This is a genomic window from Streptomyces sp. NPDC127197 (assembly GCF_042672405.1).
In the GTDB taxonomy this organism is placed as follows: domain Bacteria; phylum Actinomycetota; class Actinomycetes; order Streptomycetales; family Streptomycetaceae; genus Streptomyces; species Streptomyces flavusporus.
Genome location: NZ_JBHXVG010000060.1, coordinates 12749 through 35241 on the forward strand (window position 1 = coordinate 12749; position 22493 = coordinate 35241).

Below are 22493 nucleotides of genomic sequence, written 5' to 3' on the forward strand. Positions count from 1 at the left end.
TGACCGTGGTCAGACTGATCTCCGTGGCGTGAACCCCATGCCCGGATGAAGCCGACCGCCCCGGAACCCTCCGAGGCGGCCGGCCAAACGCATGCTCGGGTCAGCCCACGTTCACCGCACTCCAGGCCGCCGCCACGGCGTCGTACTCCGTGCTCCCCGCCCCATAAAGATCCCGCGCCGCGTTCAACGTCGCCGTCCGCGCCCCCGCGTAGTCCGTCGACGACGTCATGTAGACCGTCAGCGCCCGGTACCAGATCGCCCCCAGCGCGCCGCGCCCGATCCCGGTGACCGTCGAGCCGTCGCAGGTGGGGGAGTTGTGGGCGACGCCGTTGATGGTCTTGGCGCCGCTGCCCTCTGCCAGGAGGTACGCGAAGTGGTTGCCGATGCCGGAGTTGTAGTGGACGTCCAGGTCGGCAGCCGAGCTGCTCCAGCAGTCCACGGAGACACCGTCCTTGGACGGCTTGTCCATGTACCGCAGCGCCGACCGGCCGAAGCCGGACCGGACGATCTTCTCGCCGATCAGCCAGTCGCCCACGTCGTTCGCGTTGTCGGCGTGGAACTCCACCAGCGTGCCGAAGATGTCGGACGTCGCCTCGTTCAGCCCGCCCGACTCGCCGGAGTACGTCAGCGCGGCCGTCTTCGACGTCACGCCGTGGGACATCTCGTGCCCGGCGACGTCCAGGGAGACCAGTGGCCCCATCTGCGTCCCGTCACCGTCGCCGTACGTCATGCAGAAGCAGGTGTCGTCCCAGAAGGCGTTGTTGTAGCGGGTGCCGTAGTGCACGCGGTTGTACGAGCCCTTGCCGTCGCCCGCGATGCCGTTGCGGCCGTGTACGTCCTTGAAGTAGTCCCAGGTCACGTCCGTGCCGTACTGCGCGTCCACGGCGGCCGAGGCGCGGTCCGTCGTCGTGCCGTCGCCCCAGTGGTTGTCCGCGTCCTTGAAGACCGTGGCGGGGGCGCGGGTCAGGCAGAGGGTGCCGAGCAGGCACAGGTCCACCTGGCCGGCCGCATCACCGGTGTACGTGTTGCCGCGCGTCGGGTCCTTCAGTTCGTACGCCGATCCCGTCGACGTCGTCGACAGCGGCACCGTCCCGCCGTACAGCGAACGCCCGTCACCGGTGGCCGACTCCAGCGTGTCCCAGGCGTCGATCTGCGCGCCGGTGCGGGCGTCCGTCAGTACCGTGCGGGCGACCGGGTTGCCCTGCGCGTCCAGTGCCACCGCGTTCGTGCGCCACGCCAGCTTCGGTGAGCCGTGCAGGGCGTCGACGACCAGCTCCGGCTTGGCCGTCAGCCGCTTCAGCGTCTCACCGAGGTGCCTGGCGCGCAGGGCGTTCGCCGCGCGGTCGGCCGCCTTCGGGGCGGACAGGGCGGGGGTGATGCCGGTCAGGGAGAGGGGGGTGCGGGTCGCGCGGTTCGCGCCGCGGTAGGTGCCGTCCGGTGCCAGGTGGATGACGAAATCGCCGCCGAGAACCGGGAGTTGACGGTACGTGCGGTCGTAGCGCACATGCTGGGTGCCGTCCTGGTCGATGACGACGTCCCGGACCTCGGTGTCCTGGGCGGCGGTGAGACCCAGGCTCGCCGCGTGGTCGGCGAGGGCCCGCGCCCCGTTCTCGATCGCCGCCGCGCGGATCGGCCGGTCGGCTGCGCCGGCGCCGGGGGAGAGTGCCGCGGCGAGCAGGATGGCGGCGGTTGCGGCCACACCGGCGGTGGCAGGACGGGAACGTCGGACATGCCGTATCCGGCTCATCGGTCTCCTTGAAAAGGCGCCTGAGTGGGGGGTGGCGCTGATCTTGACCGAGATTTAAGGGGTCATGACATGGCGTGTCCAGAGCAATTACAGGAGGCCGTGTGAGGGGTGAGAATCGTTCCTGCAAGGCTTCGGTAGCGCTCTCGTGCAGGTGGGAAAGAGTGAGACTCCCGTTCTTCGTCTACGGCACCCTCCGCCCCGGCGAGCCCAACCACGACCTCTTCCTGCGCGGCCGTACGAGCGCCGAGGAACCCGGCCGCCTCACCGGCGCGGTGCTGTACGACGGCCCGGGCTATCCGTACGCCGTGGAGGAGCCGAGAGGAGCGGTGAGCGGCGAACTGGTCACCGCGCGGCCCGAGGCCTACGACGAACTCCTCGCCGCCCTCGACCGGTTGGAGGAGTACATGCCGGGCGACCCGCGCAGCCTCTACGAGCGGGTCGAACGCGAGGTCGTCCGGGATGCCGACGGGGCGGCGGTCCGCGCCTGGGTATACGTCGCCGCACCCGCCGTCGCCGCCCGGCTACGGGCCCGCGGCAAGCTCGTCGAGGGCGGCGACTGGCGGGCACGGCGCCGGTGAACTGGCAGGACTTTCCCGGTGATTGACTGACGGGCCCCCGCCGTGCGCGGTGGGCCCGTTGAACAGACGGTGAGCGTACGCCGCTACGCCTTCACGGCCTCCACCCGCACCGCACACGCCTTGAACTCCGGCATCCGCGAGGTCGGGTCCAGCGCAGGGTTGGTGAGCGTGTTGGCGCGGCCCTCGCCCGGCCAGTGGAACGGCATGAAAACGGTGTCCGGCCGGATGGACGCGGTGATCCGCGCCGGCGCCACCGCCCGGCCCCGCCGGGACACGACCGCCACCGGGTCGCCCTCGGCCGCGCCCAGCCGCTCCGCCAGCCGCGGATGCAGCTCCACGAACGGGCCGGGCGCGGCGGCGTTCAGCTCGTCGACCCGCCGGGTCTGGGCGCCGGACTGGTACTGCGCCACGACCCGCCCGGTCGTCAGCAGCACGGGGTACTCGGCGTCGGGTTCCTCGGCGACCGCCCGGTGCGAGACGGGCGCGAACCGGGCCCGCCCGTCCTCCGTGGCGAACCGGTCGAGGAAGAGGCGCGGGGTGCCGGGATGGACCTCAGCGCCGGTGCCGTCCTGTGCAGCCGGATCGTCGGGCAGCACGTCCAGCGCCGCGTCCTCGCCGTCGTCCGGCGCCACAGCGAGCGCCGCGTCCTCGCCGGACGCCGGCGCCGCGCCCGCGCGGTCCTCCGCCCCGTCGGGAACCGCCGGACACGGCCAGAACACCCCGTTCTCCTCCGCCAGCCTGCGATAGGTGATCCCGGAGTAGTCCGCGGGCCCGCCCGCGCTGGCCCGGCGCAGCTCCTCGAAGACCTCCTCGGGGTCGGTCGGGAAGCCCTTCTCCACCCCGAGCCGGGCAGCCAGTTCGTGCATGACCTCCAGGTCGCTGCGGACGCCCTCCGGCGGGGTGATCGCCCGGCGCCGCAGCAGCACCCGGCCCTCGAGGTTGGTCGTCGTGCCGGTCTCCTCCGCCCACTGTGTCACCGGCAGTACGACGTCCGCGAGGGCGGCCGTCTCCGACAGCACGACATCGCACACGGCAAGGAAATCAAGGGACTTGATCCGCTCCTCCACGTGGGCGGCGCGCGGCGCCGACACCACCGGGTTGGAGCCCATCAGCAGCAGCGCCCGGATGTCCGTACCCAGCGCGTCCAGCAGCTCGTACGCGCTGCGCCCCGGCCCCGGAAGCGAGTCCGGGTCGACGCCCCACACCTCGGCCACGTGCCGTCGGGCCGCCGGGTCGGTCAGCTTGCGGTAGCCGGGCAACTGGTCGGCCTTCTGGCCGTGTTCGCGCCCGCCCTGCCCGTTGCCCTGCCCGGTCAGACAGCCGTAGCCGGACAGGGGCCGGCCCGCGCGGCCGGTCGCCAGGCACAGGTTGATCCACGCGCCCACCGTGTCCGTGCCCTTGGACTGCTGCTCAGGCCCGCGCGCGGTGAGCACCATCGCGTTCTCCGGCGTGCAGAACAGCCGTACGGCTTCCCGTAGTTCGGGAACGGACACGCCGGTGATCCGCTCCACCTGCTCCGGCCAGTGCGCCATCGCGGCGGCCCGCGCGTCCTCCCAGCCGGTCGTGCGCTCCCGGATGTACTCCTCGTCGGTGCGGCCCTCGGCGACGACCAGGTGCAGCAGCCCCAGCGCCAGTGCGAGATCCGTGCCCGGCCGCGGCGCGAGGTGCAGGTCGGCCTGCTCGGCGGTCCTCGTCCGGCGCGGGTCGACGACGATCAGCGTGCCGCCGTTCTCCTTCAGCTCGGTGAAGTAGCGCAGCGCGGGCGGCATGGTCTCCGCGGGGTTGGACCCGACGAGGATCACGCATCCCGTCTTCGGGATGTCCTCCAGCGGGAACGGCAGCCCGCGGTCCAGCCCGAACGCCTTCATGCCGGCCGCGGCGGCCGACGACATGCAGAAGCGCCCGTTGTAGTCGATCTGCGAGGTGCCGAGCACGATCCGCGCGAACTTGCCGAGCGTGTACGCCTTCTCGTTCGTCAGCCCGCCCCCGCCGAAGACGCCGAGTGCGTCCGGCCCGTGCGCGGAACGGATCGAGGACAGTCCGTCGGCGATCCGGTCCAGCGCCTGAGCCCAGGTCGCGGGCACCAGGGAGCCCCCCTCGCGCACCAGCGGCGAAGTGAGGCGGACGCTCGATGACAGCACCGCCGGCGCCGTACGGCCCTTGCCGCACAGCGCGCCCCGGTTCACCGGGAAGTCGGCGCGCTCCGACACCTCGACGCCCCCGTCCGGCGAGGGCGTCAGGTTCATCCCGCACTGCAGGGCGCAGTACGGGCAGTGGGTGGGCGTCGAGGTGCTGTTCATGCCGTTCAGCGTGCTTCGGCCGTGTTACGTGCCGTGACGGCCCTTTGTTACACGGCCGCGAAGCTGACCTCCCCGCCGCCGCGCGGGCGCCGTGAGGAGCAGGTCACCGAGCCTCCGCGAGCGCCCGCTCCACCCCCGGTTCGGTCGGCCCGAGGAACCGGGGATCCGGCTGGAACACGGCGTCCAGGGCCGCCTTGCCCGCCGCGACGATCTCCCGCACGCCCCCGTAGTACCAGGTCCCGTCGTGCCGCTCGTCCACCCCGACGCCGTACGACGTCACCCCCGCCGCCTCGCACAGCGCGACCGCCCGCCGGATGTGGAAGCCCTGGCTGATCAGCACGGCCTCCTCGACGCCGAAGATCTTCCTGGCGCGCACGCAGGAGTCCCAGGTGTCGAAGCCCGCGTAGTCGCTGACGATCCGGGCGTCCGGGACGCCGTGCCGGGTCAGATACGAACGCATGGCGTCCGGCTCGTCGTAGTCCTCGCGGCTGTTGTCGCCGGTCACCAGAACGACCTCGACCCGGCCCGCACGGTACAGCTCGGCCGCCGCGTCCAGGCGGTGGGCGAGGTACGGGGACGGCTCGCCGTTCCACAGGCCCGCACCGAAGACCACGGCCACGTCGGTGCGGGGCGCGTCCGCCGTGCTGCGCAGCCGGTCGCCGGTCGCGACGTGCATCCAGGCCGACGGCAGCAGCGCGAGCACGCACAGGGCCATCAGCGCCTGCACCAGCCGGCGCTGCCCGGTACGGGTGCGCGGCAGACGCGGTCGGCGGATGCGCATGTCGGGAGGCCCTCTCGGTCGGCTGCGACAGGAAAAGACGCCGCCGCAGGTGCTCAGGTTGCGTGACCAGTCTCACGCCAACCCGATGAAACCGCAGGTCGGGCCGCCTCACACACCTGGGGGACCGCACGGTGAACCTGCGGAAAAGACCCGTGACGCTCACGCAACGGCACGGCAACGTCGTAGCGCCACGATCGGTTCATGACGGCGTCGCTTCCGCTTCACGACGAGTCCGACCACCGCCCCGGCAGCCCGCTGTCCGGTGGCGTCCACCTCGACAGTACGGCGCAGATCATGAACCGGATCAGCACCCGGCTCGCCAGCCGACTCAGCCTCGTCTCGCGCGACGGCACGCCCCGCCCCGCGCGGCCCGCGCTCGTCCTCGTGGCGCACGGCAGCCGCGACCCGCGCACCCTCGCCACGGTGCACACACTCATCGAACGTGTCCGCGAGCTGCGCCCCGGCCTGCCCGTCCACCTCGGCCACATCGAGCTGAACGAGCCCCTGCTGCCCGACACGCTGGCCGCCCTCGGCGACAGCGAGGCGATCCTCGTTCCCCTCCTCCTCAGCCGCGGCTACCACATCAAACAGGACATCCCCGACATGGCCGCCGCGGCCCGCGCCCGCACACAGGTGGCTGCCCCACTGGGCCCGCACCCCCTCCTGGTGGAGACCCTGTACACACGCCTGGTCGAGGCGGGCTGGCCCACGACCATGACCGAGGCGGAGCGCCGGGAGAGCGCCGTCGTCCTGGCCGCCGCAGGCTCCCGCGACCCCGACGCGGCCCTCGACACCGGCCACACGGCCCACCTCCTCGCCGACCGCCTGGGGGTCCCGGTCCTCCCGGCCTACGCCTCGGCCGCCACCCCGACGGTCCCGGAGGCCGTACGCATCCTCACGTCCCGCGGCCGCACCCGTATAGCCCTGGCGTCCTACTTCACGGCTCCGGGCCGCTTCGCCCAGGAGTGCGCCGACGCAATCCCGGGAATCACCGCGGCCCCCCTGGGCGCCCACCCACTGATGGCCCACCTGATCCTGCACCGCTACGACCAGACGCTGGCGACGACGGCAACCACGGAACCGGCGCTGGCATCAGCAGGCTAGGGGCGCGGGGCTGTATCGACAATGCGGCTCCGCCGCGTGGGCGCGAGAAACCACAACGAGCCGGCACTCGCAAGACGACGAATCCCGGCAGACGAGTAGGCGCACACAACCCCCCTCCTCCACTTACTGTCGAGACATGGCAGGCGCACCCCAGCAACACGAGAACCACATCCCACCCCCCGGCTACGACCCGACGTCAGTCGAACGCTGGGCCCCCGAAAAAGACAAACGCCCCGGCCGCACCGCCTTCCAACGCGACCGCGCCCGCATCCTCCACTCCGCCGCCCTGCGAAGGCTCGCCGGCAAAACCCAGGTGGTGACCCCCGGCGGGACCAGCAGTCAGGCCTGGGACCCCAGCCCCCGCACCCGCCTCACCCATTCCCTCGAATGCGCCCAGGTCGGCCGCGAGCTCGGCGCCGCCCTCGGCTGCGACCCCGACCTGGTGGAGGCCGCCTGCCTCTCCCACGACCTTGGCCACCCCCCCTTCGGCCACAACGGCGAAGAGGCACTCAACGAGTTCGCCCACGACTGCGGCGGCTTCGAGGGCAACGCCCAGTCCCTGAGGCTCCTCACCCGCATCGAACCCAAACGGTTCACCCCGGAGGGCTCCGTCGGCCTCAACCTCACCCGCGCCGCCCTCGACGCCGCCACCAAGTACCCGTGGCCGCGCGGCGCCCACCCCACCGACCCGGCGTCCCGGAAGTTCGGTGTGTACGAGGACGACCGCCCGGTGTTCGACTGGGCCCGCAAGGAGGCCCCCGGCACCCGCATCTGCTTCGAGGCCCAGGTCATGGACTGGTCGGACGACGTGGCGTACTCGGTGCACGACGTCGAGGACGGCCTGCACGCCGGCCACCTCGACCCCAACTGCCTGCACGCCGAGCCCGAACGGCAGGCGGTGTTCGAGGTCGCCATCGGCCGGTACGTCCCCGCCGACACCGACCCCGCCGAACTGGCCGCGGCCCTCGACCGGCTCCTCGACGAGGAGTGGTGGCCGCACGGCTACGACGGTTCGGCCGTCGCCCAGGCCCGTCTGAAGGACGCCACCAGCCAGCTCATCGGCCGCTTCTGCCTGGCCGCCGAGGCTGCCACCCGCGCGGCGTACGGCGGCGGTCGGCTCACCCGGTACACCGCCGAACTGGTCGTCCCGCGCGAGACCCGCATGGAATGCGCCGTGCTGAAGGCCGTCGCCGACCGGTACGTCATGCAGCGCGCCGAGCAGACCCGGCTCCGCGCCGACCAGCGGGTCGTCGTCGCCGAACTGGCCGAGGCGCTCACCGCCCGCGCCCCCGACGGACTGGACCCACAGTTCCGCGCCCTGTTCGACCAGGCTCCCGACGACCGCGCCCGCAAGCGGGTGATCGTCGACCAGATCGCGTCCCTGACGGACGTCTCGGCCCGGTCGCTTCACGTAAGGCTGACAGGTCACTTGTGAGACTGATGTGACAGGGGGGACCGGGAGGGACCCGAAGGTGACCCTCCGTGGCCTGATCGGGTCACCCCCTCTTCCCGCGCCCGGCTCCGTGCGGGACGCTCGCATGTGGCGGCACGTTTAAGAGGAGGCATCAAGTGGTCGACGCGGATCAGACATTCGTCATCGTCGGCGGGGGACTCGCCGGCGCGAAGGCGGCCGAGACACTCCGCGCGGAGGGCTTCAGCGGCCGCGTGATACTGATCTGCGACGAGCGCGACCACCCGTACGAACGTCCGCCACTGTCCAAGGGCTATCTGCTCGGCAAGGAGGAGCGCGACAGCGTCTTCGTGCACGAACCGGCCTGGTACGCGCGCAACGACATCGAGCTGCACCTCGGCCAGACCGTCGACGCCGTCGACCGTACGGCGAAGACGGTCCGCTTCGGCGAGGACGGCACCGTCGTCCGCTACGACAAGCTGCTGCTGGCCACGGGAGCCGAGCCGCGCCGCCTGGACATCCCCGGCACCGACCTCGCCGGCGTCCACCACCTGCGCCGCCTCGCCCACGCCGAGCGGCTCAAGGGCGTCCTCGCCGCCCTCGGCCGGGACAACGGCCACATCGTGATCGCCGGCGCCGGCTGGATCGGCCTGGAGGTCGCGGCGGCGGCGCGCGAGTACGGCGCCGAGGTCACCGTCGTCGAACAGGAGCAGACCCCGCTGCACGGAGTCCTCGGCCCCGAGCTCGGTGCCCTCTTCGCCGAGCTGCACCGTGAGCACGGCGTCCGTTTCCGGTTCGGCGTCCGGCTGACGGAGATCGTCGGCCAGGACGGCATGGTGCTGGCGGCCCGTACGGACGACGGGGACGAGCACCCGGCCCACGACGTCCTCGCCGCGATCGGCGCGGCCCCGCGGGTCGCGCTCGCGGAGGCGGCGGGGCTGGAGCTCGCCGACCGTGCACAGGGCGGGGGCATCGCGGTCGACGAGCGTCTGCGCACCTCCGACCCCGACATCTACGCCGCCGGTGACGCCGCCGCCTTCCCGCACGCCCTCTTCGGCCGCCGGCTGCGCGTGGAGCACTGGGCCAACGCCCTCAACGGCGGACCGGCGGCGGCACGGGCGATGCTCGGCCAGGACATCACGTACGACCGTGTGCCCTATTTCTTCTCCGACCAGTACGACATGGGCATGGAGTACTCGGGCTGGGCACCCCCGGGCTCGTACGACCAGGTGGTGATCCGGGGGGACGCCGGGAAGCGGGAGTTCATCGCGTTCTGGGTGCAGGAGGGGCGTGTGCTGGCCGGGATGAACATGAACGTGTGGGACGTCACAGACCCGATCCAGCAGCTGATCCGCTCCCGGGCCCAGGTGGACACGGAGGCGCTGGCAGACCCGCACGTGGCGCTGGACAGCCTCATCCCGTAGCCGTCGGCAGGAGCGGGACTGTCCTACCGTCCCCGTAGAATTCACGCGTGGCAGGACGGATCAACGACGAGGACGTGAAGGCGGTACGGGACGCGGTCCCGATCGACGCCGTGGTGTCCGAGTACCTCCAGCTGCGCAACGCGGGCGGCGGCAACCTCAAGGGGCTGTGCCCGTTCCACGACGAGAAGTCGCCGTCCTTCCAGGTCAGCCCCAGCAAGGGACTCTTCCACTGCTTCGGCTGCCAGGAGGGCGGCGACACCATCACGTTCGTGATGAAGGTCGACCACCTCTCCTTCTCGGAGGCGGTCGAGCGCCTCGCCGCCCAGGCCGGCATCACCCTGCGCTACGAGGAGGGCGGCTACAACCCCGCCCACCAGCGCGGCGAACGCATCCGCCTGGTCGAGGCCCACAAGATCGCCGCGGAGTGGTACGCGGAGCAACTCGCCACCAGTCCCGAGGCGGAGACCGGCCGGGTCTTCCTCGCCGACCGCGGCTTCGACCAGGCCGCCGCCGTCCACTTCGGCGTCGGCTACAGCCCCCAGGGCTGGGACCACCTCACCCGCTATCTGCGCGGCAAGGGCTTCACCGACAAGGAACTGCTCCTCTCCGGCCTGGCCCAAGAGGGCCGCCGCGGCCCCATCGACCGCTTCCGCGGCCGCCTGATGTGGCCGATCCGCGACATCGGCGGCGAGGTGGTCGGCTTCGGCGCGCGCAAGCTGTACGAAGCGGACAACGGGCCGAAGTACCTCAACACCCCCGAAACCGCGATCTACAAGAAGTCCCAGGTCCTCTACGGCATCGACCTGGCGAAGAAGGACATCGCCAAGACGTCCCGCGCGGTCGTGGTCGAGGGCTACACCGACGTCATGGCCTGCCACCTCGCCGGCGTCACGACCGCCATCGCGACCTGCGGTACGGCCTTCGGCGGCGACCACATCAAGATCCTCCGCCGGCTGCTGATGGACAACGGATCGGCCCGGGTGATCTTCACCTTCGACGGCGACGCGGCCGGCCAGAAGGCGGCGCTGCGGGCCTTCGAGGACGACCAGAAGTTCGCCGCCGAGACGTACATCGCGATCGCCCCCGACGGCATGGACCCCTGCGACCTGCGCCTGGCGAAGGGCGACGACGCGGTCGCCGACCTGGCCGAACCCCGCACCCCGCTCTTCGAGTTCGCCCTCCGTCAGATCGTCGGCCGCTACGACCTCGACACCCCCGCGGGCCGGGCTGCCGCGCTCGACGAGGCGGCCCCCATCGTCGCCCGCATCAAGAACAGCGGCGCCCAGCACGAGGTCGCCGTCCAGCTCGCCGGCATGCTCGGCATCCTCGACACACAGTTCGTGGTCAAACGCGTGGCCCAGCTGGCGCGTTGGGCGCGCGACCGGGGCGGCAAGGGCCCGGCGCCCAGCGCCCCCCGGCAGTACGAGGCAGCGGCGGCCCGCCCGACGCCCGCCGGACCGGCCCTGAACCTGCGCAACCCGGTCTACGCCACGGAACGCGAACTCCTCAAACTCGCACTCCAGCGCCCGGAGTTGGTCTCCCCGGCCTTCGACGCATACGGCGTCGACGAGTTCACCGCCCCGCCGTACGCCGCCGTACGCCAGGCCATCCTGGACGCGGGCGGCGCCGAGTACGGCGTACAGGACCCGCAGGAGTACCTGATCCGCGTCCGCGAGGCGGCGCCCGACGACCGGGTCCGTGCCATGGTCACGGAACTCGCGGTCGAGGCGATCATGCGCCGCACGGTCGACGAGGTGTACGCCGGAGACCAGCTCGTCATGGTCCGCCGCCGCGCCGTCGACCGCCGTATCCAGGACATCCAGTCCGCCCTGACCCGCCTCGGCACGAACGGCGACCCGGCTCAACTGGCCGCTGTACAGAACGAGTTGTGGGTACTCCAGCAGTACGGCCAGGCGTTGCGGGAGCGGGGCGCCGCCGCCCTCTGAGGCCGCCGCGCGGGTGCTGTCTCCGTCCGGTCACTGCCCGGACGCAAAAAGTCACCGCACGCCCCTCGTGGCGGAGATGTGTCTTACCCCACACTGGGTTCCGGTGCCTGAGTCCCCGGAGCGCGGCCGATCCGTTTCCCACGGGTCCCTCACCCCCGCGGTTCCCCTCATCGCGTACGGGACGGACAGCGGCGAGGCCGCCGACTCCGCCCCCCGAGCAGCGCTGCCGCACGCCTCAGCAGCGATCACCCTGGAGGTCGCCCCCGTGCAGACCCAGACCCTCATCCAGACCGACGTCACCACGGCCGGTGCGGAGCCGGACGCGGAGGCCGACATGCTCGTGGCCGTACCGCCGCAGAGCCGTGTCGCACACCACCCGGAAACGGACAAGAGGACGGAGGCGGAGGCGGAGCCCACGGTCACCCCCGCAGATCCCCCCGCCGAAGCAGTCGAAGTCCCCGAGTCCGAGCCCGAGCCCGTCGAGCCGCCCGCCCCCGCTCGCTTCGACACCGGCGGCCCCGCCTCGGACCTGTTCCGCCAGTACCTGCGCGAGATCGGCCGCATCCCGCTGCTCACCGCGGCCGAGGAGGTCGAACTCGCTCGCCGCGTCGAGGCCGGACTGTTCGCCGAGGAGAAGCTGGGCAGCGCCCCCGACCTGGACTCCCAGCTGGCCCTGGACCTCGACCGCCTGGTCGTCATGGGCCGCATGGCCAAGCGCCGCCTGATAGAGGCCAACCTGCGGCTCGTCGTCTCGGTCGCCAAGCGGTACGTCGGCCGCGGCCTGACCATGCTCGACCTCGTCCAGGAGGGAAACCTGGGCCTCATCCGTGCGGTAGAGAAGTTCGACTACGCCCGCGGCTACAAGTTCTCCACGTACGCCACCTGGTGGATCCGCCAGGCCATGTCCCGCGCCCTCGCCGACCAAGCCCGCACCATCCGCGTTCCGGTGCACGTCGTCGAGCTCATCAACCGCGTCGTACGCGTCCAGCGCCGCATGCTGCAGGAACGCGGTTACGAGCCGACCCCGGAAGAGGTCGCCGCCCACCTCGACCTCCCGCCCGAGCGGGTCGGCGAGGTCCTGCGGCTCGCCCAGGAACCGGTCTCCCTGCACGCCCCGGTGGGCGAGGAGGAGGACGTGGCCCTCGGCGACCTCATCGAGGACGGCGACGCGGCCAGCCCGGTCGAGTCGGCGGCGTTCCTCCTCCTCAGGGAGCACCTGGAGGCGGTCCTGTCGACACTGGGCGAGCGCGAGCGCAAGGTCGTCCAACTCCGGTACGGGCTCGCGGACGGGCGCCCGCGCACGCTGGAGGAGATCGGCCGCATCTTCGGCGTCACCCGCGAGCGCATCCGCCAGATCGAGTCCAAGACCCTCAACAAGCTGAGGGACCACGCCTTCGCGGACCAGCTCAGGGGCTACTTGGACTGAGGCAGGCGTTTTTCGCCCCCGCCGCCCCTACCCATTCCCGACCTTGGGGGCTCCGCCCCCAAACCCCCGCTCCTCAAACGCCGGAGGGGCTGGATTCAGCCCGTCCGGCGTTTGAGGACGAGCGCGAAGCGCGACACGGGGGTCTGGGGGCGGAGCCCCCAGATACGGGACGGGTAGGGGCGGCGGGGGCGAAAACGCTAGTCCACCTCAGCCACCGCCTCCGCGAACTGCGCCTTGTACAACCGCGCATACGCCCCGTCGACCGCCAACAGCTCGCCGTGCGCACCCTGTTCCACGATCGACCCGTTCTCCATGACGAGAATCGTGTCCGCATCCCGGATCGTCGACAGACGGTGCGCGATCACGAACGACGTCCGCCCGTGCGCCAGCTTCGCCATCGCTTTCTGGATCAGCACCTCGGTCCGGGTGTCGACCGACGACGTCGCCTCGTCCAACACCAGAATCATCGGATCGGACAGAAACGCCCGCGCAATGGTGATCAGCTGCTTCTCACCCGCACTGACCCCCGTCCCCTCATCGTCGATCACGGTGTCGTACCCGTCCGGCAGCGTACGGATGAACCGGTCCGCATGGGCCGCCCGCGCTGCCTCCTCGATCTCCCCACGGGTGACCTTCCGCGCGGAGCCGTACGCGATGTTCTCGGCGATGGTGCCGCCGAACAGCCAGGTGTCCTGGAGCACCATGCCGATACCGGACCGCAGTTCGTCCCGGGACATCTTCGCGATGTCGATCCCGTCGAGGGTGATCCGCCCGCCGGACACCTCGTAGAACCGCATGAGCAGATTGACCAGCGTCGTCTTGCCCGCTCCCGTCGGCCCGACGATGGCGACGGTGTGCCCGGGTTCCACCGTCAGCGACAGGTCCTCGATGAGCGGCTTCTCCGGGTCGTACCGGAAGGACACGCCCTCCAGCGCCACCCGCCCGCGCAGCTGCTCCGGCCGTACCCCCGGCACCGGATCCTCCGACTGCTCCTCGGCGTCGAGGAGTTCGAAGATGCGCTCGGCGGAGGCGACCCCGGACTGCACCAGGTTCGCCATCGACGCGAGCTGGGTCAGCGGCATCGAGAACTGCCGCGAGTACTGGATGAAGGCCTGCACGTCACCGATGGACAGGGAACCCGAGGCGACCCTCAGCCCACCGACCACCGCGACCAGCACGTAGTTCAGGTTCGACACGAACATCATCAGCGGCTGCATGATCCCGCTGTTGAACTGCGCCTTGAACCCGGCCTCGTACAGCGCCTCGTTCTGCTCGGCGAACTGCTGCGCCGACTCCTCCTGCCGCCCGAACACCTTCACCAGGGTGTGCCCGGTGTACATCTCCTCGATGTGCGCGTTGAGCTTGCCGGTGGTGCGCCACTGCTGCACGAAGTGCGGCTGCGACCGCTTGCCGACGAACGTCGCGACGTACAGGGACAGCGGCACGGTCACCAGCGCGACCAGCGCCAGGATCCACGACACCCAGACCATCATCGCCAGCACACCGATGATGGTCAGCAGCGAGTTGATGAGCTGGCCCATCGACTGCTGGAGCGTCTGGCCGATGTTGTCGATGTCGTTGGTGGCCCGGGAGAGGACCTCGCCGCGCTGACGCTTGTCGAAGTACGACAGCGGCAGCCGCGACAGCTTCGTCTGCACGTCCTCGCGCATCCGGTACATCGTCCGGTTGACCGCCCGGTTCACCAGCCGGGTCGCCACCGCCATCAGCAGACCGGCGACCATGAACACGGTGAGCGCGAGCAGCAGGACGTTCCCGACCGCGGCGAAGTCGATGCCCTCGCCCGGGGTGAAGTCCGTACTGCGGAGCATGTCGGCGATGTCACCGTCGCCGCGCTCCCGCATCGCGGCCAGCACCTGCTCCTTGGTCTCCCCGGCCGGCATCTCCCGGCCGATGATGCCCGCGAAGACCAGGTCGGTGGCCTCGCCGAGGATCTTCGGTCCGACCACCGACAGACCCACGCTGACGACCACGCACACCAGCAGCGCGTAGATCGTCAGCCGTTCGGGCCGGAACCGGCCGACGAGCCGCCGGCCCGACACCTTGAAGTCGATCGTGCGGTTCTCGGGGCCGGTCCCGGCCATCATCCGCCCCATGGGCCCGGCCATCAGGCAGCCTCCGCTTCCGTCAGCTGGGAGAGCACGATCTCCCGGTAGGTCTCGTTGTCCGCCATCAGCTCGTGGTGCCGTCCGGTGCCGACCACCCGGCCCTCGTCGAGCACGACGATTCGGTCGGCGTCCCGGATGGTCGCCACCCGCTGGGCGACGATCACCACGGTCGCCTCCGCGGTCTCCCGGCCGAGCGCCGCGCGCAGCGCCGCGTCGGTGGCGTAGTCGAGGGCGGAGAAGGAGTCGTCGAAGAGGTAGATCTCCGGGCGCTGCACCAGGGTCCGCGCGATCGCCAGCCGCTGCCGCTGACCGCCGGAGACATTGGTGCCGCCCTGCGCGATGGGCGCGTCAAGGCCGCCCTCCAGCCGCTCCACGAAGGGTTTCGCCTGCGCGACTTCCAGCGCGTGCCACAGCTCCTCGTCCGTCGCGTCCGGATTGCCGTAGCGCAGGTTCGTCGCCACGGTCCCCGCGAAGAGATACGGCTTCTGCGGCACCAGCCCGACCGTCCTGGCCAGCAGCTGCGGGTCGACGGTCCGTACGTCCACCCCGTCGACGAGCACCTCGCCGTCCGTCGCGTCGAACAGCCGCGGCACCAGCCCCAGCAGCGTCGACTTGCCGCTGCCGGTCGAGCCGATCACGGCGGTCGTCTCACCCGGCCGCGCGACCAGGTCGACGGCCTTCAGCACCGGCTCCTCGGCACCCGGGTAGCGGAACCCCGCCCCGCGGATCTCCAGATGGCCGTGGCGGCGCAGCTCCCGGACCGGGCTGCTCGGCGGGACCACGCTCGACGACGTGTCGAGCACGTCCTGGATGCGCTCCGCGCACACCTCCGCGCGCGGCACCATCATGAACATGAACGTGGCCATCATCACGGACATCACGATCTGCAGGAGGTACGCGAGATACGCCGTCAGGTCACCGATCTGCATCCCGCCGCTGTCGATCCGATGGGCCCCGAACCACACCACCGCGATCGACGACACGTTGACCACCGTCATGACGATCGGGAACATCAGCGCCAGCAGGTTGCCGGCGCCCAGCGACACCTCCGTCAGCTCGGCGTTCGCCTTCCGGAAGCGCTGCTCCTCGTACTCGTCCCGCACGAAGGCCCGGATCACCCGGTTGCCGGTGATCTGCTCGCGCAGCACCCGGTTCACCGTGTCCAGCCGCTCCTGCATGGACCGGAACAGCGGCCGCAGCCGCCGCACGATCAGCATCACGCAGATGCCCAGCACCGGCACGACGGCCACCAGCACCCCGGACAGCGGCACGTCCAGGCCGAGCGCCAGGACAATGCCGCCCACACACATGATCGGCGCCGACACCATCAGCGTGAACGTCATCAGCACCAGCATCTGGACCTGCTGGACGTCGTTCGTGGTCCGGGTGATCAGCGAGGGAGCGCCGAAGTGGCCCACCTCACGTGCGGAGAACGACTGCACCTGGTCGAAGATGCCGGCCCGCACGTCCCGGCCGAGCGCCGAGGCGGTGCGGGCGCCGTAGTACACGGCCCCGATGTTGCACACGACCTGCGCCAGCGAGATACCGATCATCAGGGCGCCGAAGGACAGGATGTAACCGGTGTCGCCGTTCACGACACCGTTGTCGATGATGTCCGCGTTCAGGGTGGGCAGGTAGAGGGTGGCGCAGGTCTGCAGGAACTGCAGCACCACCAGGAGGGTGATGGGTTTCTTGTAGGGCCTGAGATAGGTCCGCAGAAGTCGTATGAGCACGCTGGTCTCTCGGAGTCGGCGGTCGGGGCCGGATGGTTGCCCCTGGCCCCTATCGTCGAACACTCCACCCGCGTTACCTCAACTGATTAACCCGACAGGTGTGTGCTACGGGCGGAACGCGCCCGGATGTGTCTGCTCGCGCACCGACACGAACTGCTGCCGCACCGCCTGCCCCACGGCCAGTTCCTCGCCGGGGTCGAGCACCTGCGCCACCGCGCCCTGCCAGGCCGGCGGGGTGGGCGGGTCGAGGGTGCCCTGCGACACACCCAGCGCCCAGGCCGCCTGCCGCGCGGCACCGATCGCCGCATAGTCCGCGGGCTGCGGCACGACGACCTGCGCCCCGAACAGCGAGGGCGCCGCGGCCTGCACGGCGGGCAGCTCCGCGGCCGGCCCGAGCAGAAAGATCCGCCGCACCTCCACACCCCGGCCGCGCAGCACGTCCAGTGCGTCCGCGAGCCCGCACAGCATGCCCTCGAACGCCGCCCGCGCCAGGTGCTCCGCCTTCATCGACTCCCGCCGCAGCCCGGCCAGCGTCCCCGCGGTGTGCGGCAGCGCCGGCGTGCGCTCACCCTCCAGATACGGCAGGAGTACGAGCCCGTGGGCGCCCGGCGTCGACTTCATCGCCAGGTCGGACAGGCTCTCCAGGTCGGTAAGACCGAGCAGTTCGGCGGTGCCGCGCAGGGTCCGTACGGCGTTCAGGGTGGTCACGACCGGCAGGTGCATGCCGGTGGCGTCGGCCAGGGAGGTGATCATCCCCGTCTGGTCGTACAGGGCCTCGGGATGCACCGCCATCACGGACCCGGACGCGCCCAGCGATACCACCGCGTCGCCCAGCCCCAGCCCCAGCCCGAAGGCGGCGGCCATGGTCTCGCCGGTCCCGGCGGAGATCAACAGCCCCTCCGGCGTCGTACCGGCCGCATCGGACGGCCCGATCACCTCGGGCAGCATGACCTGGTGACCGAGCGCCAGCTCGACCAGGTCGGGCCGGTAGGCGCCGGTGGCCGCGGACCAGTACCCCGTCCCGGAAGCCCCACCACGGTCGGTGGTCCGGCGCACCGGCCGCCCCAGCAACTGCCACACCAGCCAGTCGTGCGCCTGCATGAGCACGGCAGTGCGCAGCGCCGCCTCGGGCTCGTTCTTGGCGAGCCACCGCAGCTTGGTGACGGGCTGCGCGGCCTGCGGAACACACCCCACCGCCTGCGCCCACGCCTCGCGTCCGCCGAGCGCGTCGATCAGATCGGCCGCCGCGACCTGCGCCCGCTTGTCCCCGCCGACCATCGCCGGCCGTACGGTGCCGCCCTGCGCGTCCAGCGGCACGACCGCGTTCTGCTGCGCGGAGACGCCGATGGCCTGCACCCCTTCGAGCAGCCCACCACCGGCCGCCTCGCCCAGGGACAGCAGCCAGGCCTGCGGATCCACATCGCTGGGCCGCCCACTGCCTTCAGGGCCCTCCACCGGATGCGGCGCATAGCCCTGCCGCAGCACGGCTCCCGTGTCCGCATCGCAGACGACGATACGAGTGAAATCGGGCGAACTGTCCAGCCCGGCGACTATCCCCATGGCTCAAATTCTGCCGTAGCGCTGCGCTTGCTTGGGCCATGGGCGTCGTTGGGGTGTGTGTGGTTTTGCGGGTGCGGGTGCGTTGTGGCTGGTCGCGCCCACGCGGCAGAGCCGCATACCGATACAGCCCCGCGCCCCCAGGGGGATGCTGCGCGCGTCCGCCAAGAGCTCTACGTGTTGCTGGTGCCCCAGTCGTCCCCGCCGGTGCCGTTGGTGTGGTGGCGGAGGCTGCGCACGCGCTGGGCGACGGAGTCGGGCATGTGGTCGCCTACCTTCTCGCTGACCGTGTGGTACGCCTTGCCCGCGAAGTGGCGGCCCTGTTGTGCTGCCGTCTCCGCGGTGTTGCGGACGGCGGGGTTCTGCGCGACCTGACGCGCGGACTTCTTCAGCTGCTCGTAGCGCTCACGCCCCGCGCGTGTGCCCAGCACGTACCCCACAGCGAGTCCGACGACGAACGTGAGCCGGTAACGCATGGCGGCCACCCTTTCCTTGCGTAGGTCCCTGGTACGGCGCCGACACCGGGGGGAACCGATTGGCGGAGCACCCCCCTGCTTGCGCTAATGTATGTGTCGCAGCGAGCACGCGCCCCCTGGCGAATACCCAGGTAGGTACGTTCGATGCAACGAGGCATTCCTCCGTAGCTCAATTGGCAGAGCAGCCGGCTGTTAACCGGCAGGTTACTGGTTCGAGTCCAGTCGGGGGAGCTCGGTCCTCCGTAGCTCAATTGGCAGAGCAGCCGGCTGTTAACCGGCAGGTTACTGGTTCGAGTCCAGTCGGGGGAGCAGCCTGAACGAGGACCCCGTAGGGGTCCTTTTTCATGTCCGGTGGAACCGCCACGGTCAGGGCGGAGTCCTCAAGGTCATGCGAAGCCGACCATCCGGAGCAGGAGATCGTATGAGCGGCTATGCTGCGGCAGACGGCGCGCACACGTGTACGCGACACGCCGCTATGGGGCGGTAGCTCAGCCGGTTAGAGCAGCGGACTCATAATCCGTCGGCCGTGGGTTCGAGTCCCACCCGCCCCACCAGAGCGCGTCGATGCAGGAACGTTTTCACCTGCGTCGACTCTGCGCCCCTTCGCTCCCGGACGGGTGGAGCGACACGCTGGAGATCGTCAGCCGGCCCGCTGTCGGCCCGAATGGCAGACGATCAAGACATGAAACGGCCCCAGCCGGGCCCGGGGTCCTGGCTGGGGCCGCGGGTTACGCCCGCCCTGCATCGGTGCGGTGGCGGGGCGGGCGGTGGTCAGTGGCGCCGGTATGCCGGGCAGGTCTGCGTCGGACCGCTCTCGATCTTCTTGAGCCGGTCGGCACCGCGGCCGCAGAGCTGCGCGAGGCGTCGCCGTAGGTGCCGGGGGAAGGTCACCGCGTCGGTGCGGAAGAGGAAGCCGACGCGGATACTGCCGTTCGGTTCGCCGCCGTCGGCGCCGTTGACGGGGTCGATCCGGCGGTAGGCGTAGGTGGGTCCGCCCGTAGGTGGGTCCGCCGGCGGCGGTGATCGCGTTGATCAGATTGGCCCGGGGCTGGTCGGCGGCCGGGGTGCCGCCCTCCGGTCCGTTGTTCTCCTGGATCTACGGCAGGGAGACGATGCCGGGCGCGGCCAGGTCGGAGACGATCTGGCCGGCCAGGGCGTCGAACTTGCTCTGCGGGTCCTCGGCGTCCAGGTTCCCCACGTGGAGCGTGGTCACCGCGAGCTGCCCCGAGGACCGGGATCTCGCCGTAGGCATTGCCGTGCTGCCTGGATCATCACGAGTTTCTGACGCCGCGTCACAGACCGTCGACAGGCCCCTGGGCTGCCAACCCCGACTGTGGAGAGCACGGCATTAAAAGCGCGTAAAGATTGCCGAATGCAGGCAATGTCCTGCCCGGTGTCCGCGTGTGACGATGCCTGCGACAACGGGGGAGGGCAAGGAGAGGCGGTGTGCGCGGATGGCCTGGTTTCTGGGGCTCGGCATTGCGGGGGTCGTCCTCCTTGCCCTGTCGCTCATCTTCGATGGTGTGCTCGAGGGGCTCTTCGACGGCGTCGATGCGCTGGACGGTCTCGGGGATGGGCTGCTGTCGCTTCCGGTGATCGCCGGCTTTGTATCCATGCTCGGCTTCTCCGGGGCGATCGTCATGGGCACCACCGGGCTGGGTGCGGCCGGGGCCACCGCCATCGGGGTACCGACCGGCGTCGCCACGGGCTGGCTCACGTACCGCCTCAGCCGCGCGCTGATGAGCGATCGCTCCGGAGCTGCCCCTCGCGACGATGACCTGATCGGTGCCTCGGGGGCCGTGGTGACCGCCATCCCGGCCGACGGCTACGGCGAAGTGCTGGTCCACCTGGCCGGGCAGCCCGTGAAACTGGCAGCGAGGAGTGCCGTCCCCGTGGCACGCGGTGCCGAAGTGTGGGTCGAGCAGGCGCTGTCACCCACGTCGGTGTCCGTGCGTCCGGTCGAACGCTGACCCAGCTGGCTGTCTCCGCTTCTGCACCGACGTGACGGTGCCGTTCATTCACCTGACCCTTTCGATCGGCCGTCCCCAGGGAGGGCTGAGGGGAATACTCATGAATTCAGTCGTCATTGCCGTGGCGGGAGTCGTCGTGCTCCTCGTCCTCTTGGCATTGGTCGTCATCAGCCGCTACAAGGTCGCGGGCCCCAGCGAGGCGTTCATCGTGACCGGGCGACGCGGCAAGAAGGCCACCGACCCGGAGACCGGGCGGGTGTTCACCGACAACAGCGGGCAGAAGGTCGTGGTCGGCGGTGGCGTCTTCGTAGTGCCGTTCGTCCAGCAGAAGTTCACCCTCGACCTGTCCTCGCGGCACATCCCGGTCGCCGTGCGCGGCGCGGTCACGCTGCGCGGGGTGAAGGCCAATCTCGAAGGTGTCGCCATCGTCAAGGTCGGCGGCACCGAGGACTCGATCCGCGCCGCCGCGCAGCGGTTTCTCATGCAGCAGGACGGCATTGTCGGCTTCACCCAGGAGGTGCTCTCCGGCGCGCTGCGCGCGATCGTGGGCCGGATGTCGGTGGAGGACATCATCCGCGACCGCGCGGCGTTCGCGGGCCAGGTGGCCGAGGAGGCGGAGGCCAGCCTGTCCGGGCAGGGCCTGGTGCTGGACGCCTTCCAGATCCAGGACATCACCACCGAGGGCTCCTACCTGGAGGACCTCGGCCGGCCCGAGGCGGCCCGTGCCAAGCAGGAGGCGGACATCGCCGAGGCCGTGGCCCGGCGGGCGGCCGAGCAGGCGCGGCTGAAGGCCGAGGAGGAGATCGCGGTGGCTCAGCGGACCTTCGCCCTGAAGCAGGCGGAGATCAAGGCCGAGACCGACGAGGCTGCCGCTCGTGCGGCAGCCGCGGGGCCGCTGGCTGAGGCCGCACGGCAGCAGGAGATCCTCACCCAGCAGGAGAAAGTCGCCGAGCGGCAGGCCGCACTGACCGACCGCCAGCTCGACACCCAGGTCCGCAAGCCCGCCGACGCACAGCGGTACGCCGCCGAGCAGGAGGCCGAGGCCAGGCGAGTGGCGCGGGTCAAGCAGGCCGAGGCGGAGCGGCTGGCCGGGATCGCGGCGGCGCAGGCGGAGGCCGAGCGGGCCCGGCTCGTCGGTGAGGGCGAGAAGCAGCGCCGCAGTGCGCTGGCCCAGGCGGAGGCCATCGAGGGCCTGAAGCAGGGTGAGGCGGAGCGGTCCCGGCGTGCGGCGATCGCGGAGGCGGTCCGGCTGGAGGGTGAAGCCGAGGCGGCGTCGATCGGCGCCAAGGGTGCGGCCGAGGCCGAGGCCATGCAGAAGAAGGCCGATGCGTTCGCGCAGTACGGCGACGCGGCCGTGCTGCAGATGCTCGTCGAAGTGCTGCCGCAGGTCGTGGCCAAGGCGTCGGAGCCGCTGAGCGCGATCGACAAGATGACGGTCATCTCCACCGACGGCGCAGGCCGACTGCCGCGCACCGTCGCCGACAACGTGGCACAGGGCGTCGAACTCCTCAGCTCCACCACGGGAGTCGACCTCGCCCAGCTGCTGAAGGGCATCGCTGAGAGGGGCGATGTCACGCAGCCCGCCACGACGGCGCCTGCCGAGGCCAACGGAAAGATCGAGATCGCCGGCTGAAGAGGCCTGGCGTATCGGCAGCCCGGACGGCCCATCACCGTCAGAGCGCCTGCTCGGGCCAGCCCAGCAGACGGGCGCCGATGACCGCGGTCTGGAGCATGTACCGGTGCGCCGGGTCGGCCGGGTTGGCGCCGGTCAGTTTGCGGATGCGTTCGAGACGGTAGGTCAGCGCGCGGACACTCAGATTCAGGCGGCTCTACGTTCTTGAGCGGGCTGGTCCTCCCATTCGTAGGGTGAGGGCGCCCAGGGGAGCTGGGTGTGGCTCTCAGGCGGCTGCCGAC

The 22493-nt window shown here is 70.9% G+C and carries 15 protein-coding genes, 3 tRNA genes and 1 pseudogene; 11 read left to right on the forward strand and 8 right to left on the reverse strand.

Going from position 1 to position 22493, the window contains the following annotated elements:
- Positions 1-100 precede the first annotated feature (100 nt).
- The gene (locus ACFVJQ_RS42115) at positions 101-1747 is read right to left on the reverse strand and encodes a M4 family metallopeptidase (RefSeq protein WP_385791005.1); all 1647 of its coding nucleotides are present in this window, start codon (positions 1745-1747) and stop codon (positions 101-103) included.
- Positions 1748-1908: 161 nt separating this feature from the next.
- Here ACFVJQ_RS42115 and ACFVJQ_RS42120 point away from each other — a divergent pair, with 161 nt between their 5' ends.
- The gene (locus ACFVJQ_RS42120; RefSeq protein WP_385791006.1) at positions 1909-2325 is read left to right on the forward strand and encodes a gamma-glutamylcyclotransferase family protein; all 417 of its coding nucleotides are present in this window, start codon (positions 1909-1911) and stop codon (positions 2323-2325) included.
- Between the two features lie 83 nt (positions 2326-2408).
- Here the strand turns inward: ACFVJQ_RS42120 and ACFVJQ_RS42125 are convergent, their stop codons facing one another.
- The gene (locus ACFVJQ_RS42125; protein ID WP_385791007.1) at positions 2409-4625 is read right to left on the reverse strand and encodes a molybdopterin oxidoreductase family protein; all 2217 of its coding nucleotides are present in this window, start codon (positions 4623-4625) and stop codon (positions 2409-2411) included.
- 103 nt (positions 4626-4728) lie between these two features.
- A complete protein-coding gene (locus ACFVJQ_RS42130; protein WP_385517368.1) occupies positions 4729-5406 on the reverse strand; it encodes a vancomycin high temperature exclusion protein in 678 nt (225 codons plus the stop codon).
- A gap of 201 nt (positions 5407-5607) precedes the next feature.
- Between ACFVJQ_RS42130 and ACFVJQ_RS42135 the strand changes: the two genes are divergently transcribed.
- The 5 genes from ACFVJQ_RS42135 (at position 5608) to ACFVJQ_RS42155 (ending at position 12717) form a co-directional block, all read left to right on the forward strand.
- Positions 5608-6510, forward strand: a complete 903-nt coding sequence (locus ACFVJQ_RS42135) for a sirohydrochlorin chelatase (protein WP_385791008.1) — start codon at positions 5608-5610, stop codon at positions 6508-6510.
- Between the two features lie 136 nt (positions 6511-6646).
- Entirely contained in the window at positions 6647-7945 is a 1299-nt protein-coding gene (locus ACFVJQ_RS42140) for a deoxyguanosinetriphosphate triphosphohydrolase (RefSeq protein WP_385791009.1), read from the forward strand.
- A 134-nt stretch (positions 7946-8079) separates the two neighbouring features.
- A complete protein-coding gene (locus ACFVJQ_RS42145) occupies positions 8080-9345 on the forward strand; it encodes an FAD-dependent oxidoreductase (RefSeq protein ID WP_224734719.1) in 1266 nt (421 codons plus the stop codon).
- 47 nt (positions 9346-9392) lie between these two features.
- Positions 9393-11291 (forward strand): DNA primase, encoded by a 1899-nt coding sequence (gene dnaG / locus ACFVJQ_RS42150; protein WP_385791010.1) that lies wholly within the window; start codon positions 9393-9395, stop codon positions 11289-11291.
- A gap of 103 nt (positions 11292-11394) precedes the next feature.
- Positions 11395-12717: an RNA polymerase sigma factor gene (locus tag ACFVJQ_RS42155; RefSeq protein WP_385517360.1), complete on the forward strand. Its 1323-nt coding sequence runs from the start codon at positions 11395-11397 to the stop codon at positions 12715-12717.
- 197 nt (positions 12718-12914) lie between these two features.
- On the opposite strand, the gene ACFVJQ_RS42160 is transcribed toward ACFVJQ_RS42155, so the two are convergent.
- The 4 genes from ACFVJQ_RS42160 to ACFVJQ_RS42175 all read right to left on the reverse strand — a co-directional run bounded on the left by ACFVJQ_RS42160 (position 12915) and on the right by ACFVJQ_RS42175 (position 18609).
- Positions 12915-14843 carry an ABC transporter ATP-binding protein gene (locus ACFVJQ_RS42160; RefSeq protein WP_385791011.1) on the reverse strand — a complete coding sequence of 643 codons (1929 nt, stop codon included), beginning with the start codon at positions 14841-14843 and terminating at the stop codon, positions 12915-12917.
- Positions 14843-16576, reverse strand: coding sequence for an ABC transporter ATP-binding protein (locus ACFVJQ_RS42165; protein WP_385513059.1), 1734 nt, complete (start codon positions 16574-16576; stop codon positions 14843-14845). Before ACFVJQ_RS42165 ends, ACFVJQ_RS42160 begins: the two co-directional genes overlap by 1 nt.
- A 105-nt stretch (positions 16577-16681) precedes the next feature.
- Positions 16682-18136: an FGGY family carbohydrate kinase gene (locus ACFVJQ_RS42170; RefSeq protein ID WP_385513060.1), complete on the reverse strand. Its 1455-nt coding sequence runs from the start codon at positions 18134-18136 to the stop codon at positions 16682-16684.
- 170 nt (positions 18137-18306) lie between these two features.
- A complete protein-coding gene (locus tag ACFVJQ_RS42175; RefSeq protein WP_385513061.1) occupies positions 18307-18609 on the reverse strand; it encodes a YtxH domain-containing protein in 303 nt (100 codons plus the stop codon).
- A gap of 158 nt (positions 18610-18767) precedes the next feature.
- Between ACFVJQ_RS42175 and ACFVJQ_RS42180 the strand changes: the two genes are divergently transcribed.
- From ACFVJQ_RS42180 to ACFVJQ_RS42200, 5 genes are all read left to right on the forward strand, one after another.
- Positions 18768-18840 (forward strand) — tRNA-Asn (locus ACFVJQ_RS42180).
- 5 nt (positions 18841-18845) lie between these two features.
- A tRNA-Asn gene (locus ACFVJQ_RS42185) sits at positions 18846-18918 on the forward strand.
- Positions 18919-19086: 168 nt separating this feature from the next.
- A tRNA-Ile gene (locus ACFVJQ_RS42190) sits at positions 19087-19163 on the forward strand.
- Positions 19164-20063: 900 nt separating this feature from the next.
- On the forward strand, positions 20064-20579 hold the full coding sequence (locus ACFVJQ_RS42195; RefSeq protein WP_385513063.1) for a hypothetical protein: 516 nt from the start codon (positions 20064-20066) through the stop codon (positions 20577-20579).
- 100 nt (positions 20580-20679) lie between these two features.
- Positions 20680-22212 carry a flotillin family protein gene (locus tag ACFVJQ_RS42200; RefSeq protein WP_385513064.1) on the forward strand — a complete coding sequence of 511 codons (1533 nt, stop codon included), beginning with the start codon at positions 20680-20682 and terminating at the stop codon, positions 22210-22212.
- 40 nt (positions 22213-22252) lie between these two features.
- Here the strand turns inward: ACFVJQ_RS42200 and ACFVJQ_RS42205 are convergent.
- Positions 22253-22405, reverse strand: a pseudogene (locus ACFVJQ_RS42205) (helix-turn-helix domain-containing protein); the annotation flags it as partial.
- Between the last annotated feature and the right edge of the window lie 88 nt (positions 22406-22493).

Bases quoted from the DNA above. Each gene is read 5' to 3' on its own strand.
- ACFVJQ_RS42115 (WP_385791005.1), bottom strand. From the start codon at position 1,747: ATGAGCCGGATACGGCATGTCCGACGTTCCCGTCCTGCCACCGCCGGT.
- ACFVJQ_RS42125 (WP_385791007.1), bottom strand. From the start codon at position 4,625: ATGAACAGCACCTCGACGCCCACCCACTGCCCGTACTGCGCCCTGCAG.
- ACFVJQ_RS42130 (WP_385517368.1), bottom strand. From the start codon at position 5,406: ATGCGCATCCGCCGACCGCGTCTGCCGCGCACCCGTACCGGGCAGCGC.
- ACFVJQ_RS42135 (WP_385791008.1), top strand. From the start codon at position 5,608: ATGACGGCGTCGCTTCCGCTTCACGACGAGTCCGACCACCGCCCCGGC.
- ACFVJQ_RS42140 (WP_385791009.1), top strand. From the start codon at position 6,647: ATGGCAGGCGCACCCCAGCAACACGAGAACCACATCCCACCCCCCGGC.
- ACFVJQ_RS42160 (WP_385791011.1), bottom strand. From the start codon at position 14,843: ATGGCCGGGCCCATGGGGCGGATGATGGCCGGGACCGGCCCCGAGAAC.
- ACFVJQ_RS42170 (WP_385513060.1), bottom strand. From the start codon at position 18,136: ATGGGGATAGTCGCCGGGCTGGACAGTTCGCCCGATTTCACTCGTATC.
- ACFVJQ_RS42175 (WP_385513061.1), bottom strand. From the start codon at position 18,609: ATGCGTTACCGGCTCACGTTCGTCGTCGGACTCGCTGTGGGGTACGTG.
- ACFVJQ_RS42195 (WP_385513063.1), top strand. From the start codon at position 20,064: ATGGCCTGGTTTCTGGGGCTCGGCATTGCGGGGGTCGTCCTCCTTGCC.
- ACFVJQ_RS42200 (WP_385513064.1), top strand. From the start codon at position 20,680: ATGAATTCAGTCGTCATTGCCGTGGCGGGAGTCGTCGTGCTCCTCGTC.